Origin of the sequence: Flammeovirga sp. MY04, assembly GCF_001682195.2 — a bacterium.
In the GTDB taxonomy this organism is placed as follows: domain Bacteria; phylum Bacteroidota; class Bacteroidia; order Cytophagales; family Flammeovirgaceae; genus Flammeovirga; species Flammeovirga yaeyamensis.
Genome location: NZ_CP003560.2, coordinates 471,415 through 488,744 on the forward strand (window position 1 = coordinate 471,415; position 17,330 = coordinate 488,744).

At 34.8% G+C, this 17,330-nt stretch carries 16 protein-coding genes; 6 read left to right on the forward strand and 10 right to left on the reverse strand.

All coding sequences use genetic code 11. From position 1 onward, the window contains the following. Positions 1-34: 34 nt before the first annotated feature. Positions 35-1,594: an arylsulfatase gene (locus MY04_RS01930; RefSeq protein ID WP_066205531.1), complete on the reverse strand. Its 1,560-nt coding sequence runs from the start codon at positions 1,592-1,594 to the stop codon at positions 35-37. 266 nt (positions 1,595-1,860) lie between these two features. After that, positions 1,861-3,957 (reverse strand): T9SS type A sorting domain-containing protein, encoded by a 2,097-nt coding sequence (locus tag MY04_RS01935; protein WP_066205534.1) that lies wholly within the window; start codon positions 3,955-3,957, stop codon positions 1,861-1,863. A gap of 750 nt (positions 3,958-4,707) precedes the next feature. Between MY04_RS01935 and MY04_RS01940 the strand changes: the two genes are divergently transcribed. Next, on the forward strand, positions 4,708-4,854 hold the full coding sequence (locus tag MY04_RS01940; RefSeq protein WP_158297520.1) for a hypothetical protein: 147 nt from the start codon (positions 4,708-4,710) through the stop codon (positions 4,852-4,854). An 18-nt stretch (positions 4,855-4,872) separates the two neighbouring features. Here the strand turns inward: MY04_RS01940 and MY04_RS01945 are convergent, their stop codons facing one another. The 8 genes from MY04_RS01945 to MY04_RS01980 all read right to left on the reverse strand — a co-directional run bounded on the left by MY04_RS01945 (position 4,873) and on the right by MY04_RS01980 (position 12,420). Then, positions 4,873-5,769, reverse strand: a complete 897-nt coding sequence (locus MY04_RS01945) for a DnaJ C-terminal domain-containing protein (RefSeq protein WP_066205536.1) — start codon at positions 5,767-5,769, stop codon at positions 4,873-4,875. Positions 5,770-5,954: 185 nt separating this feature from the next. Continuing rightward, positions 5,955-6,887, reverse strand: coding sequence for a TIGR01212 family radical SAM protein (locus MY04_RS01950; RefSeq protein WP_066205539.1), 933 nt, complete (start codon positions 6,885-6,887; stop codon positions 5,955-5,957). 89 nt (positions 6,888-6,976) lie between these two features. Next, a complete protein-coding gene (locus MY04_RS01955) occupies positions 6,977-8,209 on the reverse strand; it encodes an MFS transporter (protein ID WP_158297521.1) in 1,233 nt (410 codons plus the stop codon). Between the two features lie 147 nt (positions 8,210-8,356). After that, a complete protein-coding gene (gene fbp, locus MY04_RS01960; RefSeq protein ID WP_066205546.1) occupies positions 8,357-9,370 on the reverse strand; it encodes a class 1 fructose-bisphosphatase in 1,014 nt (337 codons plus the stop codon). 302 nt (positions 9,371-9,672) lie between these two features. Then, positions 9,673-10,041, reverse strand: coding sequence for a phasin family protein (locus MY04_RS01965; protein ID WP_066205551.1), 369 nt, complete (start codon positions 10,039-10,041; stop codon positions 9,673-9,675). Between the two features lie 143 nt (positions 10,042-10,184). Next, a complete protein-coding gene (locus MY04_RS01970; protein WP_066205554.1) occupies positions 10,185-11,096 on the reverse strand; it encodes an alpha/beta hydrolase in 912 nt (303 codons plus the stop codon). A gap of 5 nt (positions 11,097-11,101) precedes the next feature. Next, positions 11,102-11,506 (reverse strand): acyl-CoA thioesterase, encoded by a 405-nt coding sequence (locus MY04_RS01975; protein WP_066205557.1) that lies wholly within the window; start codon positions 11,504-11,506, stop codon positions 11,102-11,104. Between the two features lie 5 nt (positions 11,507-11,511). Further along, positions 11,512-12,420: an alpha/beta hydrolase gene (locus MY04_RS01980; RefSeq protein WP_066205560.1), complete on the reverse strand. Its 909-nt coding sequence runs from the start codon at positions 12,418-12,420 to the stop codon at positions 11,512-11,514. A gap of 167 nt (positions 12,421-12,587) precedes the next feature. On the opposite strand from MY04_RS01980, the gene MY04_RS01985 reads away from it, so the two are divergent. The 5 genes from MY04_RS01985 (at position 12,588) to MY04_RS02005 (ending at position 17,212) form a co-directional block, all read left to right on the forward strand. Next, a complete protein-coding gene (locus MY04_RS01985) occupies positions 12,588-14,342 on the forward strand; it encodes a M14 family metallopeptidase (protein ID WP_066205565.1) in 1,755 nt (584 codons plus the stop codon). 23 nt (positions 14,343-14,365) lie between these two features. Then, positions 14,366-15,112, forward strand: a complete 747-nt coding sequence (locus MY04_RS01990; protein ID WP_066205566.1) for a hypothetical protein — start codon at positions 14,366-14,368, stop codon at positions 15,110-15,112. Positions 15,113-15,230: 118 nt separating this feature from the next. After that, positions 15,231-15,656, forward strand: coding sequence for a YkvA family protein (locus MY04_RS01995; RefSeq protein ID WP_066205570.1), 426 nt, complete (start codon positions 15,231-15,233; stop codon positions 15,654-15,656). Between the two features lie 88 nt (positions 15,657-15,744). After that, positions 15,745-16,461 carry a hypothetical protein gene (locus MY04_RS02000; RefSeq protein WP_066205574.1) on the forward strand — a complete coding sequence of 239 codons (717 nt, stop codon included), beginning with the start codon at positions 15,745-15,747 and terminating at the stop codon, positions 16,459-16,461. Positions 16,462-16,525: 64 nt separating this feature from the next. Next, entirely contained in the window at positions 16,526-17,212 is a 687-nt protein-coding gene (locus MY04_RS02005; protein ID WP_066205575.1) for a hypothetical protein, read from the forward strand. The last annotated feature ends 118 nt before the right edge of the window (positions 17,213-17,330 follow it).

Below are 17,330 nucleotides of genomic sequence, written 5' to 3' on the forward strand. Positions count from 1 at the left end.
TTAGTATTTGTACATATAATGAGAACGTGTATTACTATTGTCGATTCTGCTTCGCATTTTCAGTCTGCTTGATTATGCTTTTCATAATTTGATCCACAGTGAAAGATGCGGCCTTTTGTTTTGGAGGATATTCCATTAAAGTAGCCATAAACTGACCTACTTTATCTTGTGCCATGTATAAGTAAGGCACGTGATCGAAATACCAGTCCCAATAAGCGTTTGAGTCAATGTCAGCACGCTCGTAAGGGTCTCTTCTTAAGTTGAAAATCTTAGGAAGTCTAAGTGTTACGAAAGGCTCTGACCATACGGCCATTTGATGTGCTCTTTGCTCCATGAAGACAATCTTCCAATCGTCCATTCTGATTGCAGTTAATTGTGCATCATCGTTAAAGTATAGGAATTCGTGACGTGGAGATTCTTCTTTTCCGGCTAAGTGATCTACTAAATCATAACCATCTAAGTGTGCTTTGAATGTTTTACCATTCGCCTCTACACCACCATCTAATAAGTCTTGTTTGATGTTATCATTACCTGCATAGTGAAGGATTGTAGGTACCCAGTCTAAGTGAGAAACCATACCGTTTGATACTTGACCTGCAGGAATTTTACCAGGGAATTTTACCATACAAGGAACACGGTAACCACCTTCCCAGTTGGTGTTTTTCTCACCTCTAAATGGAGTTACTGCAGCATCAGGCCATGAGTTGTAGTGAGGACCGTTATCTGTAGAGTACATCACGAAAGTGTTTTCCTCAATACCTAACTTTTCGATGAAGTTCAACATCTCACCAATTACCTCATCATGAGAAACCATTGCATCAGCATAGATACCTTGTCCGTCTGATTTACCCGCTTCTTCTTCAGTAATATGTGTTCTGAAGTGCATTCTTGTTGTATTGAACCAAACAAAGAAAGGTTGGTCAGCATCTACTTGCTTTTGGATAAATTCTTGAGCAACACCCATTACTTCGTTGTCAATTGTTTCCATTCTTTTCTTAGTCAAAGGACCAGTATCAGAAACACGACCGTCAGCATAAGAGTGAATCACACCTCTTGGGCCAAATTTCTTTTTGAACTCAGGGTCTTGAGGGTAATCAGGTAATTCTGGCTCTTCCTCTGCATTTAAGTGGTAAAGGTTACCAAAGAATTCGTCGAAACCATGGTTGGTAGGTAAATCAACGTCTCTATCACCAAAGTGGTTCTTACCAAATTGACCAGTGGCATAACCTTGTGCTTTTAAAAGTTCTGCAAGTGTTGCTGTATCATCAGTCAAACCTTTTTCAGCTCCAGGAAGACCAACTTTAGTCATACCTGTACGGATGCCAGCCTGACCAGTGATGAATGAAGAACGACCAGCAGTACAAGATTGCTCTGCCATATAATCAGTAAAAGTGATACCGTCTTCAGCGATTTTATCGATGTTTGGAGTTTTGTAACCCATCATTCCTCTGTTCCAGAAAGAAAGGTTGTACATTCCGATGTCGTCTCCCCAAAGGATGAGGAAGTTCGGTTTTTTAGGATCTTTCTTCGCGAAAGCCGTTAGGTTCGCAAAACAAAGTAGGAGTGCGGTAAATGGTAGTATTATCTTTTTCATATCAATTATTAGTTATTTGATTTTATCTCTTGATATCATCACGAGTGCAAATCTAAAAACATATACTTGTTTAATATCAAACAAGTTGCAAATTAATCGTTTATTTAACTTTTGTTTTAAATAAGAAGCTTTGAGTACATAATTGTTGAATAATTTAAGAGTTTAAATTCAAATTAAATTAACTAAATGAATGTTAGATATTATACAAAATAAAAAAGCCATCCCTTTCGGAATGGCTTTGAACCCTCGCTTACTTACTTTATATTCTAGTTGTGTACTATAAATCTTTTTACTTCTTTATGACCGTTATGAGTGGAGATGCTTAGGTAATAGATTCCATCATTTAAGTCATTGATATTAATTGTATCCATGTGGTGCATATCTACAGTTTTAACTGCAACACCTAAAGCATTTAAGATTACTGCTGATGCATTTTCTAAATCCTCATCCGAAGATACTCTTGCATGGATTGTTCCGTGTGCTGGTACTGGGTATAATGACAATTCAGTACCGTGAATTAAGTTGTGTGTATTGATCGTTACAACGTTTGAATATTCGAATGCACCATCAAAATCAACTTGCTTTAATCTATATTTTTTATACTTTACAGAATGTGCATGGTCAACAACAAAATCATATTCGATGGTAACATTAGAGTTACCGTTACCATCCACTTCACCAATTTTGTTAAAGTGTCTACCGTCTGTAGAAGCTTCGATTTCAAAATGAGAGTTATTTAATTCAGTAGCAGTTTCCCAGAACAATACTACTTCGTCGTTATCATTTACTTCAGCATTGAACGTTACTAATTCTACTGGTAAATCGTGATCAGAACCACCACCTAAAGTAAAAGGTGAGAAACTTGAAGCAGAAGTGGATAATAAAATACCGTGGTTATTACTTTCTGTAGTATTGGCTGCTTGTCCTTGTGATTCCCAGTGTGTACCATCGTAGTGCATTACTTCAACATCACTTACATAGGTGTTGTTTACACCACTCTCGTCATCATAAGTTAAGATTACTGAGGCAACCGAAGAACCTGATGTTCTATCTACATCCCAATACTCAGAAGCACTTACTGCTGAAACTGTTGCCATTGGATCAATACTTAAATTAGTGTGTGCGTTATCATGGTATTCAATTCTAAAGTTCACTGCAGAGTTGGCTGTAAAAGCTGCAACACCAGCTTCTCTTAACTTTGTTCCGTTACCTACTGGGTAGATTAAGTGGAAGTTGTTCGCAACAATACTTAATGCTACTTGTAATCCAGAGGTATAGTTAATTGTTTTAAGTAATGGACCGTTAATATGTGAGTTATCAGAACCACCAGAAGCATATGTAGACCAAGAATAGTTGGCGTTGGTAACATAAGAGAATTCATTCATTCCTAAAACATTCGTCGTTGTGGTGTTTAAGATACCATTCGTTAACGTCAAAGAAGAAGTGTTATACGACGTATTGAAGATCTCTAAAGTACCATTTAATGTAATTCCTGAAGTACCTGTAGTATTCATCGTTAAAGAACGTACTCTGTTCTCACCTGTTGCAATAGTTACTGTACCAGCAGATTGACCTGCGAAAGTTAAATCTACTGAAGGTTGGATCGCATTGTCTGAGTTATCATCAAGGTGTACGGTTACTGTAGAACTTACTGAATCGGCAATAACTAAATCGTTTCCTTGTGTATAAATATCTACTGTCTGACCAGCTAAATTAGTTACTAAAGCGGCATTACCTGTTAATACGATATCACCTACATTAGAGGGAATACCATCAATAGTACCTTGTATAATAGATTTTGGGTTATCACCAGGTAACGCATTGATCTGAGCTGATGAGATTAAATTATTTGATGCACCACTAGTTGATAAAGTCACATTATCCTCTACAGAAATACCACCTGTCCAGTTTAAGCCAGAATAAGAGTTAGATCCTACAGAAGGTACAGCGAATTCAGCACCGTCTTCTAAAACAATATCTTGAACATTTACATATAAACGACCACCTGAGTGATTGTCGCCATTAAAGTTACCTGTACCAGAAACGATGATCGTTCCAAAATGACAAGTAGTTCTATAAGCTGTATTATTAATAGTACCGTCCACAAATAAAGTATCGATAACTACGTCTGGATCAAAAGAGTTATTTCCTATATATACATTCTTTCCAGATTGAATTCTAACATTATAATTTCCTGTCCAAGAAGGTAATGAATTTCCATCCTCATCCTCAAAATCTGATAAACTTCCTCTTGTTCCTATATATACATAACCTGAAGCTGAACTTGATACTGAGTAGGTTTGGGCTAATAATGATAATTTTGTAATAAAAATTAGGAGCAATAATAATAAAATCTTTTTCATCTTTTTAGCGAGTTAAATAGTTATTAGGTTCAGTTTTCTTAACGGTTTTGTTGATGAAAAGGATGTATTTGTACAAAGTAACTTAAGTAAGTGATTGTCAATTATTATGGGGTAAAATGGATGTGTTAAGATAACTTACATGACTTATTCTAAGAAAATCGGGAGTTTATTAATCAAAAGTAGTTAATAATCAGTGTTTTATTTCAAAATTAACTATTGTTTACATATGTAAGTTATTTGATGTTTGAAAATAAAAATATCAAAAAATGAGCGTCAAAAATGAAAAATAACATTGTAGTTTTCCCGTCACCAAGTAGTCGTTTTTGAAAAAAATGATGTGAATTTGTGAGATAATACATGGAATATCGCTGGGATCTGAGATGTATGATGTGTCAATATTATCAATATATATGGTATATGTTATGGACTCGCCTCGATCTCATCCCTAACGAGGCGGCCTTGGCCCCTCGAGGTCTATGGGCTATGAGATAATATGGGTTATATATAGATCTTGATGGATGTGAGATGAGAGATGTATGATGCTTCTTCACTTTCAAAATACATCGCAATTATATTTCGATCTCCGTCTCCAACGAGGCGGCCTTGGCCCCTCGAATCCTAAGGGCATATTAAGATATATGTGCCAAACACAACCCCAAGTGCAAAAAAAAACGATATCAACTTTAAATAATTGATATCGTTTCTTGGTGTTATACTTTGTCTTGTTTCAACGTGTATAAAGCATAGCCGATGGATACTAATAAGGGTGGTACCATGAAGCCCATCGCTGCGATCTCTAAATATGTAATTGCTTCCATGTTAGTTGGAGTTTATGAAATTCCTTTAATTCGCCACAATAATAAACAATTGTTACTATCTATCCAACAGAGTTGCTGATTTTAATCATCGTTTTGATTAAGATAAATCTTTCAGTTGTTGAAATAGAGATTTTTGCTCTTCTGTTAAGTTTTTAGGAATCACAACGTTGTAGGTAATATATAGGTTACCGTAGTTATTATCCGATTTATAGATGGCAAAGCCTTTTCCAGATAATTTAACTTTTGTATTGTTTTGCGTTCCTGCAGCTACTTTTAGCTTTACTTTTCCAGTGAAAGTATCGATAGTAATTTCTCCACCAAGGATAGCAGTATATAAATCAATATCGACTGTATTGTAAAGATCTGCCCCTTTACGTTCAAAAGGAGTGGAGTTACTAATATTGAAGGTCATGAGTAAGTCGCCTTTCTCTCCTCCATTAATGCCGTCTTTACCGTGTCCTTTTATCTTGATAGTCTGACCATCCTCGATACCGGCAGGGATAGTTACACGAATATTTTTCTGATTGATCTTATAGGTTTTCTTCTGTGTTTCATACACTTCCGTAAGATCTAAATTGATATTCACTTTAAAATCACCTCCTTTTTGAGGTCTTGGAGCTCTTCTGCCTCCTCCACCAAACATGGAATTAAAGAAATCGGAGAAATCGCCACCTTGGTCAAAGTTGCCAAAACCACCAAAGCCGCCTCCGCCTTGACCAAAACCGCCAAAGCCTCCACCACCGAAGCCTTGAGATTCAAACTGATCGGCATGTTCCCAATCTTTACCGTATTTATCGTATTTCTTTCTTTTATCTGGATCACTTAATACCTCATTGGCTTCGTTTACCTCTTGAAATTTCTTCTGAGCCGCTTTATCGTCAGGGTTTTTATCAGGATGATATTGACGAGCCAATTTTCTATATGCTTTTTTGATCTCACTTTGAGATGCACTTTTATCAATTCCTAAAACTTTATAATAATCGATGTATGCCATTTTGATTCTTCAAATTTGATCTTTTCTTCTCTACAAAAATAAAGAAAGCCGTTGTAACTTCCCTTACAAACGGCTCTAAAAATAGAGTAAATTGCTCACCAATCGCTCTTTGACTCTATTTATCTCTTTCTATTTTTTATCGTTATCAAAATATCTATTTGATAACGGAACCTAGTATTCTGATTCTATTTATATAATCTACCTTGATAGGTATCTCTTTCTTTTAATCTCTTTTCAATCATCAATTGAATTTGATTAGGACGGATTCCCCAATTAGGTGCCATTCTAAGGTTAATCGGTGTATCGCTACTAAAACGTTGAATCGCCATATCCGGACGAAGTCTTTCTAAGAAATCCACCATGAAATCAACATACTCATCAGGTTGAAATAATGGAAACTGATTAGGGTCTTCTTTGTATTGTTTTGCCATAATCGTACCTTTTACAATCTGAAGCTGATGAAACTTTACAGATCCCAAAGGTAACTCTGAAATCATTTCCGCTTGTGCTAAGGTTTCTTCTCTGCTTTCACCAGGTAATCCAAATAGCATATGGCCTGCCACAGGTATACCTCTATCGGCAACTTTCTTTATAGCTTCAACAGAATCTTCGTAAGAGTGACCTCTATTTACCCTTTCTAATGTCTTATTATAGCAAGATTCTATCCCAAACTCAATAAAAATATAATGATCTTTGGCCAAATCGGATAAATAATCCAATTGTTCATCAGAAAGACAATCGGGACGTGTACCAATGACTAGTCCATCAATCTTCTCATGTTCAAGGGCTTCTGAATAAATTCTCTTTAGGTGTTCTACCGTACCATAAGTATTCGAATAGGCTTGGAAGTAGCCCACAAAAGCTTTCGCACTATGGTATCTTCCTGGTAGGAACTCCATACCATGATCAATCTGTTCGGTAATGCTCTTCATACCGTCATGAAGATAATTAGGTACGAAACTATCGTTATTACAGAAGGTACAACCACCATATCCTAAAGATCCATCTCTATTAGGACAAGTGAAGTCTGCATGAATAGAAACTTTCTGGATTCTTCCACCATATTGTTGTTTAAGGTGTTCAGAATAAGGGAAATATCTTCTTGATGATTGATTCATTAATAATGGAATTTAAAATAACACGCCAAATCATTATCACTTAATTTAGCACAAATGATTGATTTTTTGATCTTGCTTACAAAGATAAATTAAGGAACGGATATAGATTCTTTTTGGGTGTTACTTACAGGTTTATCTTTCAAATACTTGAAAAACACAACGCCAAACATTGTTGCAGTCACACTTATGTATCCTAAAATATTATAATGATTTAAAGTTTGATCTATCGGATTTGTTGTGATAATCAATCCAGAAGCAAAAGATGCTGCTCCTTGTGAAAGATTCTGAACAGACGAACGGATACTCATAAAACTACCTCTCTGTGCCGCTGTTGTGGTATTTATAAGTAATGCATTTGCGGGGATAGAACGTGACCCACAAATAAACATAATAGTAGATAATACCAATACAAAAGGAATACTCATTGGAGCAACATTCGTTAAAACTAAAACGGGTAGGATGGTAATGAAGGAAATGATGACAAACGTTTTGTATTTGCCAAATTTATCAGACCATTGGCCAATTTTAGGTGAAAAGTAGATGGTGGCTATACCTCCTAAGAAATAGATCCAAGTAAGTTGTTGGTCTTCGAACCCAATATTTGATACCAAATAAGGAGTGAAGAATGGAATAATGATAAAATGCCCAAAGAATACCAACGACAAAGCAAATAAACCAGTCAACTGTTTTTTATTCTTAAGTACCATTAAAAGAGGTGTAGCGAAAGAAGTTTTGGTGTTTTTATGAGTTAGATGTCCATCAAGCACTGGAAGTCTCTTGTAACTGACCACCCATAATATGGCTGCTAGGGCAGATATAATTAGGAAAGGAGCATGCCAATCAATTTTTACTCCTAGGTATAATCCGATAGGTACACCCACTGCAGAAGATACAGCAAAACCTGTCATTAAGATCCCGATGCCTGTACCTCTTTTATTTTCTGGTAATAAATCGCCTACAATCGTAAACAAAGCCGCATTGATTAATCCACCAAAAATACCAGTGAATAATCGTGCAATTAATAAGAATTGATATGTCGTAGCAATACCACATAAAAATGTACCTATTGTAAAGAAGAAGTAGATGCTTAAAAACATTTTCTTTCTTTCAAATTTATCAATGATAAAAATGGAAAGTAAACCTGATACTGCGGCTGCTAAAGTATATGATGAAACAACAGCACTCCACTCAAAGGGAGTCATGTCGAAAGTTTCTTGCAATGTATGACCAAGGGGCATAAGCACAACAAAATCTAAGATATTTGTAAAACTTATGGCCGCTAGCATATAAAGTGTTAGTTTTTCGTTTCTAGTCAATGACATTTTGATAATGTTTGATGAAAGTTGTAATCTTCCAAATAACATCAAAAAAAATCAGAATGTTTAATTCAAAACAAAACTATTAACTAAAAATATTTATGCTAATAAAAAAATGAGGCTGATGTTAAAAATCAGCCTCACAAGGGTTTATTATATTTTTTCTACCTTTTCTAGTTGTTGTAAGCAGCGCATTGCTTCTTCCACCATGTTTTTAGATCCTACATAGAACGGCGTCCTTTCGTGTAGTTCGGTAGGTTTTAATTCCAATATTCGTTTGTATCCATTCGTTGCCATACCTCCAGATTGTTCAGCAAGGAATGCCAAGGCATTACATTCGTAAAGTAATCTTAATTTTCCTTTTGAGTATTTGGAAGTTGAAGGGTAGATATAGATTCCGCCTTTTAAAAGGTTTCTGTGGAAATCACCCACTAACGAACCAATGTAACGAGCAGAATATTCTCTTTCTTTGCACATTGCAATATACTCCTTTAGACCTTCTGGGAAGGTATTGTAGCCACCTTCGTTTATAGAGAAGATAGAACCATCTTCTTTACATTGCATATTAGGGTGAGATAAGAAATACTCACCTAAAGAAGGTTCGTAGGTAAATCCATTTACCCCGTAGCCAGTAGAATACACCAGCATAGTCGATGATCCGTAAAGAACATAACCGGCAGCAATTTGTTCAGTTCCTTGTTGAAGCATATCTTCCTCAGTTGGTGGACGGCCAATAGGGGAGCGTCTTCTGTAGATTGAAAAAATTGTACCTACTAATACATTTACGTCAATGTTAGAAGATCCATCTAGTGGATCTATTGTGACAATGTATTTTGCATGATGATTACCTGTATCGATAATATCATCCATTTCTTCTGAAACAATACCGCAAGTTTCTCCGCCTTTTGAAAGGGCTCTTGTAAATCGCACGTCGGCAATCATGTCTAGTTTCTGTTGTGCTTCTCCTTGCACATTATTAGATCCTGCTCCTCCTTCAATACCCGCTAAACCTGCTCGGTTAATTTCACGGTTAATAATTTTGGAAGCCAAGGCAATGTCTCTCAATAATTGAGAGAGTTCACCTGTAGCATAAGGAAATTGCTCTTGTTTTTGTTGAATAAAACGATCGAGAGCTGTGCCTACAGATGCCGTAAGTTTATCTATCATAGGGGTTATGATTATAAAAATGTATTTTATGTGTGTAAGTTATTGAAGATGTGTTATTTAAGTAAGTTGTGTATTTTACAGCAGAGAATATACAATCGTGTTAGTAGTAGAATTTCTTGATATACCTCAAGTTAAATAATCGAACAGACAAAATAATATCAACAATAAATTCTTACATCGGTAAAAATACAGATTTTTATTAAGAATCCGCAATCGATTGCATAATGTATAAAAAAAAGGACCGACATTATTGTATTTATACAATAGTGTCGGTCACACACATCACAAAAGTACCAGAAAGCTTACGCTTCCGATGACTCTGAAGATGTAGATTCTTTAGCATTTGCTGCTTGTTGTGCTTCTAAAGCTTCAATACGAGCTTTTAGAATTTCTACTTCTTCAGAATCATTGCCTTTGAACATTGAAGTGATTTTATCAAAATCAAAATCCATAGACGATGTAAATTTTTCTACTAGAGACTTCACCTGTCCTTCAAACTCCTCTTTCTTCGCTTCAGTGTTGGCTACAAGCTCATCAACGATCTTTTTACCTTCTTCAGAAGTGATTTTTTCTTCAGCTACAAGTTTGTCTACTATCTCGTTAATTTTCTCCACTGTAAATGCTGTGATACCCACTCCAGTGTAAACGATTTTTTTTAGTAACTCTTCCATATTTTTTTGCGTTATAAAGTGTGATTTTTATTTGTGCAAAACAATAATAACGGTGAAGTTCTATTGCTTACACAAAGGTATGAAAAATAAATGAATGAACAATCATTTATAATTTCAGTAACCATTTTTTTAGATATTTTAATTTACGAAACTTTTAGTTTAGAGTTCAGAAAATCACAGACTTTATTGATGGCATCTTCAGATTCTGGAATAAATCGCCAAAACAGTTGCCACCAATGAATTAAACCGTCCCATTCTTGGTAAGTCACTTCTCTTTTTGCTTCCATCAATTTGTCTCTTAAACGTGTACTGTCACTATACAATACTTCGTTACTAGAAGTTTGAATCAACATAGGAGGGAAGTTGGAAAAATTACCATTAAGCGGTGAAACCATTGGGTCTTTAAGGGGTTTGTTCCCAGCGTATACTTGTGCCCAATTCTGCATTTCATTCACTTTTACAAAAGGATCAGAATACTTATTATCTACTGTAGAGGAACCAGTATGTTCTAAATCCATCCAAGGTGATAAACATATTCCACATTTTGGTAAGTCTTTCTTCAATTCATTCAACATAAAAAAGAAAGAACAGACCAGGCCACCACCGGCAGAATCTCCAGCCACTGCTATTTGATCAGGATGATATCCTAAATCTAATAGATATTGATACCCTTTAAGTGCATCTTCTATAGCTGCTGGGCAAGGAAATTCTGGAATTTTTCTGTAATTCACCAATACGGCGGTCACTTTGGTTTCATCTACAATCTTTCCCACTAAAGAACGATGAGTTTGAGAAGAACCAATGGCGTAACCTCCTCCATGTAAATACAATAAAGCTTTCTTTTCAACATGTTCTTTTACAGGCGAAATAACCTCTGCTGTGATACCATCTAAGGTCAATTTCTTAGCTTTAACTCCCCAAGGAAGTAGTGCAAATAAAGACAATAGTTCGGTAGACTCCCTTAACAAAGTGAGGTTGATGTTCTCCGATGGAAAAGCTATTGCCGTTAGGTTTAAGCCTAGTTTTAAAAGTCTATGTTGAATCGAAATACTCATAAGTGTTATTTTATGATTTCAGCTCTCATCTCTTCTGTAATTTCAGCAGGTAATTGTGTTTTGATATCAAAAGATACTAAAGTTACATTAGCAGATAAGGCTTGTTTTTGATTTTCCTTTATAAAAATTTCTTGTTTAAATACGACACTCTTTTTTCCCATTTTGGCTAGAGACGTTTTAATTTCAAGTGTTTGATCCATACTTGCTGGATACAAATAATCGATATTATAGTTGGCAATAACAAACCCAACACCACTTTTAGCGACTGTTTCAAGAGTTTTATTCCCTTCAAAGTGTGTCCATCTTGCTTCTTCAAGAAATTCCATGTACCTCATGTTGTTGACATGTTGGTAACTATCAATATGATAACTTCTTACTTTGATGTTTGTTGTACTAGTTCTGTATTCCACAGTGTTTAATTATTATGATGGTGAATATTAATTTGTGAAATGATGGTATGTATATATTCCATCACTTTTTGTTCATATTGTTTTGGAGCAACTGATATTGATTTAGCATGTTCTGCATTTTCTACTAACCATAAGAATTTCTCTCCATGTTGTTTCATGGCATACATCTCCTCAGTCATTTCCTTAGGAATATAAGTGTCTGATATCCCATGGATAAATAAGAATGGAACCTTAGATTGGGCCACTTTTTCTCGGGGAGAACTATCACTAAAAAAGAAACCGGCACGTACCCTTGCCATAAGACTAGTTGCTTCTACAAATCCTAGATCTGGTAACCCCATATCTTCTTTTGCTCTTAAAGTCAATAAATCTTCAGTATCAGAAAAAGCACAATCCGAGATGTAGAAATTTACAGAATGCGTTTCTTCATTAATACCAGAATGCATACAAACTGTCGCGGCTCCTAATGACTCCCCATGAGCACCAATCCAATGATCTTGTTGTTTGTTTTTAGTCCATTGAATCACTTTTTCCAAGTCCTTGCTTTCGAAATAACCAAAAGAAACTTCGTCACCCCCACTTAAACCATGTTTTCTATGATCGTACAAAACCACATCAATACCATGTTTTAAGTAGACCTGAGCATAACGCATCATTCTCCAACGATCATGTGTTACTCCATGCACCATAACCATTGTAAGGTGGAATTTGTTTTCAGGAACCTTCAACCAAGACCCACTTAAGTTGTATCCAAAATCGGAAGGTATACTAAAGTTTTCTTCAGTAACGCTGTCCAATAAAGTAGTATCAAAAGAGTGGTTGTGTTTTTCTTCTTCTATGTGACTTACGCCTTGGTTGGTTCGGATTAAAACCGACTCTCCATAAGCCAATAAAGCCACTAAAAAGTAAAACATACATAGTAGGAATAGGAGTCCTACAGTAATTTTTTTAACTCTGGAATTTTTAAATGTCATTGATTGATTAAATGAGTATTGAAATACAATATAATTATCTTTTGCTCAATTGAATTAAAAATTAGAAATTTATGTAAATAAGAACTTTTTATAATACCATAATTCTCGTGAAGAAATACTTTTTTTACCAATTCATACTCATTGGCTTTTTGATAAGCTGCGATACTAAACAAGAACAACCACTTTCAGAAGAAGTAGATTGGTCAACCGTTTTTGAGAAGACCAACGGAAAGGAAACGTTCACTTACCAAGAAGGAATCGACTACTTACAAAAATTAAATAAGCATTACGAGAAGTTTCATGTATTGGAATATGGAACAACTGATGCCGGTTATCCTTTGCATTTAGGTATTTACACTCCAGATGAAAATTACCTGCCTACCGATTTCAAGGAAAAAAATGTCCTTCTAATAAATAATGCCATACACCCAGGAGAACCTGATGGTGTAGACGCCTCTTTTATGCTAGTAAGAAATATTCTTCAAGGAAAAGAGGATTTTGAGGTGAAAAATACCATCATCGCTTTTATTCCCTTTTACAATATTGGAGGAGCACTAAATAGAAATACAGGAACTAGGGCCAATCAAGAAGGACCTCATTCCTATGGCTTTAGAGGAAATGCGCAGAACTTGGACTTAAACCGTGATTTTATCAAGATGGATTCCAAGAACATGAAAACGCTTGCCGAAATTTTCCATTTGATTCAACCCGATTTATTTATCGATACGCATGTGAGTAACGGGGCAGATTATCAATATACCTTGACATACCTTGCTTCTCATGAAGGAAAATTAGGTGAGGTTGGGAAATTCGTAAAATCAACTATGAATCCGTATTTCGAGAAAAATATGGAAGAAAAAGGATGGCCGATAGTTCCTTATGTAAATGTTTGGGGTACGACTCCAGATAAAGGTTACCGTCAGTTTTACGATTCTCCAAGATATTCTTCTGGTTATGCAGCCTTATTTAATGTGCCTAGTTATGTGATTGAAACTCATATGCTGAAGCCTTTTAAACAAAGAACTCAAGCGACCTATGAGTTTCTGAAACAAAGTATTTTACTCTTGGAAGAAAAAGGAGATGCACTAACTCAAGTGATGAAAAAAGAAAGAAACCAACAACAATTAGCCACTTATCTACCTATCAAATGGCAAATTGATGAATCGGTTGCCGACACGTTAAATTTTAGAGGGTATAAAGGGGAGATCATCAAAAGTAAAGTATCAGGATTGGACCGATTGTATTATGATCGATCGAAACCATACACTAAGAAAATACCTTTCTATTCAGGTCTTACTGTGGTGGATAGTGTGAAGGTTCCAGCAGCTTATATTATTCCAAAGGGATATCAAAAAGTGGTAGAAATGCTGAAGCAAAACAATATTGATGTGGAGGAATTACCTACTGATATAGAAAAACAAGTAATGACTACTTATATAGATGATTTTCAAACGGTAAATTCACCCTATGAAGGGCATTATCTTCATTATGATATCAAAACATCAGAAAAAGAGGAAAATATCAAATTTCTAAAAGGAGATTATTTGATTAAAACCGATAATCAATCCAAACGATTTTTAGTGGAAGTATTAACCGCTAGAGCACAAGACAGTTACTTTGCTTGGAACTTCTTTGATGCGATTCTTCAACAAAAAGAACATTTTTCATCTTATGTTTTTGAGGATAAGGCCGCAAAATTGTTAAAAGAAAACCCTCAATTGCTAAAAGAATTGGAAGATGCCAAGAAAAGGGACACCGAAATGAGGAAAAGTGCCTATAAGCAGTTAAATTTCATATACGACCGTTCCAATCATAAAGAAACATCTTATCGAAGATACCCTGTGTATAGTGTGTATCATTAGATGATGATATTCCCAATAATACTATGGATTTTAAACAGTTACAATTAAGACCTGCCGAAATTGCATTGCTTACCCGATCGAATACTATCGATGGAAAAATACTCATGCGATATACTCTAATCTATCTTGTTTTTGAAAGAGTACTCGATGGAGTGGGCGGGGCCGATGTAACGAAAAAGAAAACCATTCTAAAAATAGGGAAGCATTTCAATGGGTTTATGGCGAGAAACTTCGAGAAGTGTTTTCTTCAATATTTTTATAACAATAACAACCTTCAAATTAGTACTCGTGAACTGCTGTCAAAGGTGGAATCGGATATTACTTACAAAAAATTTCTGAAGGAATTCCTAAAAGAAGAACATCAAATTAAGCCTTACATTAGAGAAAATCTGATTGATGTTTTACGTTCAAGTATCACTCTTAATGATAAAGGTAATTTACTGGTCGGAGATGTAATTTCTTACCTCAAAGAAAGAAACCATGCGTATAAATATGCTATGAGCGTGGATAAAAAAATGGAGGTGATTAAGGAAATGGGTTCTTATGCCATACTTTTACCATCCTTCGATCAAGAAATTTTACCTCAATTCACTTCTATTCTCCACACCAAAAGAGAATGGGACGGAGACGCCGATGAAGACGATTTCGATATCTATTTCGACGAGGAACCATTTTACTTGGGGTCGCTTAAAATCTTAGAAAGATCTGGTGGAATTGACGAGAGTGGACATACGATGGATAGTCAGGATGATGGAGGGGAAGGAGCGTGATTTTGAAGTAAGAGGTAAGAAGTAAGAGGGAAGGGGAGATTCTTGTAATTCTTGGGTAATTTGAGTTAGGAGTTAGGAGTTGGACTATGTATTTGAATAAATTGAAAATTAATAAACAATGAAAAAGATAAACCTAGAGAACATTGATGTAGATAAATACGCTACTAAATTTAAAGAAAACGATTTCCTGCAATCCTTATTTAAGATTGTAAAAAAGGCGGGTCAAAAAGTGGTTTATGCTGGATTGATATTATTCTTCATGTACATTGATAATGATACGCCATCGAAAGCGAAAGCAGCCATCGCAGGTGCACTAGGCTACCTCTTAGTACCATTTGATTTGATTCCAGACTTTATCCCTGTAGTCGGTTTTGCCGATGATTTTTCTGTAGTTCTTGCGGCTTTAAGCTATGCTGCAGTTTGCATCAAAGAAGATCATAAGGATTTAGCCGTAAAGAAAATGAAAGAATGGTTCGACGATTTCTCTGAAGAAGAAGTGGAAATGTTGAATAGCATCATTTTTAAGAAAAAGGAAGAAAAATAAAATTAGTAACAAAAGCCTCGGAAATTCATTCCGGGGTTTTTGATATGAAGTATCCTTTTTAACTCTTCAATATAAAACCAATAAACTAATGAAAATCAAACGATTACTTTGTATTGTAATTACACTTTTCTATTCCTGTAAAGATACTATTGATGAAGATATGGGATTGCAGGAGTTGGTGTATAAAGGGGAGGCAGTACATCATAATCTTGATTTATTAAGCCCTGAATCAAGTTGGGGAAACATAACCAATAATGTCATTTTATCGATTTATAAAAATAATGATGGGTCTAAATCATTTGAATATTTTTATTTCAAACATTATATCATAACCTATACTATTTATCCAAATGACAGTTTAACTAGAGTGGATATGGTAGACGGGAAGAAGGAGTCTGTCAAAAAATACGATTTAAAAGATCAGGTTCAAATAGAATTTGAGGGAGACATTATTGATGTTTATAAATTCAGAAAATTATCAGACGGAATCTGTATGTGCGGATCTTGTTACGAATCTAGAACGTATTTTAATCCGGATTTGGGTTTGATATGTAATTATAGTTTCAGCACCTCTAAAACATATGTGCTATCTGATACAAGATATCATAAAGATAGTTTTACTAAAATAAATTCAACACTAAGCCAAAACAAACAGTTTTATCCTGATGAAGAAGAGTTGGTCAAGAATTTTTATTCTAGAATAAATAATTTAAAAAAAATTATAATTAATGATGTTGGAGAAGATATTGAAGATGAATTAGAATTGGATATTTATGAAATGGAGGAGGATGACTTTAGTCAATAAGGTTAATTCATTGGTACAAAATGTCGTTTAAAGAGAATAATAAAAATTAAAAGACTATCTATTTATGAAGCTTAAATATTTAATTTTTGTTGGGTTGATATCTTTCCTTTCATCTTGTAAAGATACTATTGATGAAGATATAGAATTGCAAGAGTTGGTGTATAAAGGGGAGATAGAATACAAAAATTACAAGATAAACATTTCAGATTCCTCCAAAAGTAGAAATTATCAACTAACTGTTTTTAAGGACAAGAACAACACAAAAGCATTTGAATATTATTTAAGTGAAGATTGTATCGAAACATTTTCATTTTTTGAAAACGATAGTCTATCTAAAACAACAAGGTTGGGGCAAAATGAAATAATAAAAACTTATTTCAGGTTCATTGATCATCTTTCAGTTATGACATCAAATGAAGTTTTTGATGTTTATAAGTTTCAGAAACTATCAGATAAAAAATGCTTTGAAGCATATTATCCTTTATCAATTATATATTTCAGTCCTCAAATCGGTCTCTTAGCAGAATTTGAAAGCAGATATGTTTGGGGAGATAAAATACAACACGATAGTCGTTATTCTGATCCTACTATAAATGAATTATTCCATCAGTTAAATAGCAATAGAGCATTTTTCCCAGATGAAAAAAAGATGAATGAAATTGAGGCTGAAAAGATGTTGAATTTTATGAAACTTGAAAATGAAACAGATGAATCAGAAATTGATGGTGAGATTATTTTAGAATTTGATTGATAATTAATTGACAAACAGTAGTTTTTAAAATCGGAATTTCTAAGGATGAATAAAATAAAAACTCCTAACTCCTAATTCCTACCTCCTAACTAAAATTTCCAAAAGCCACCCTTACCTC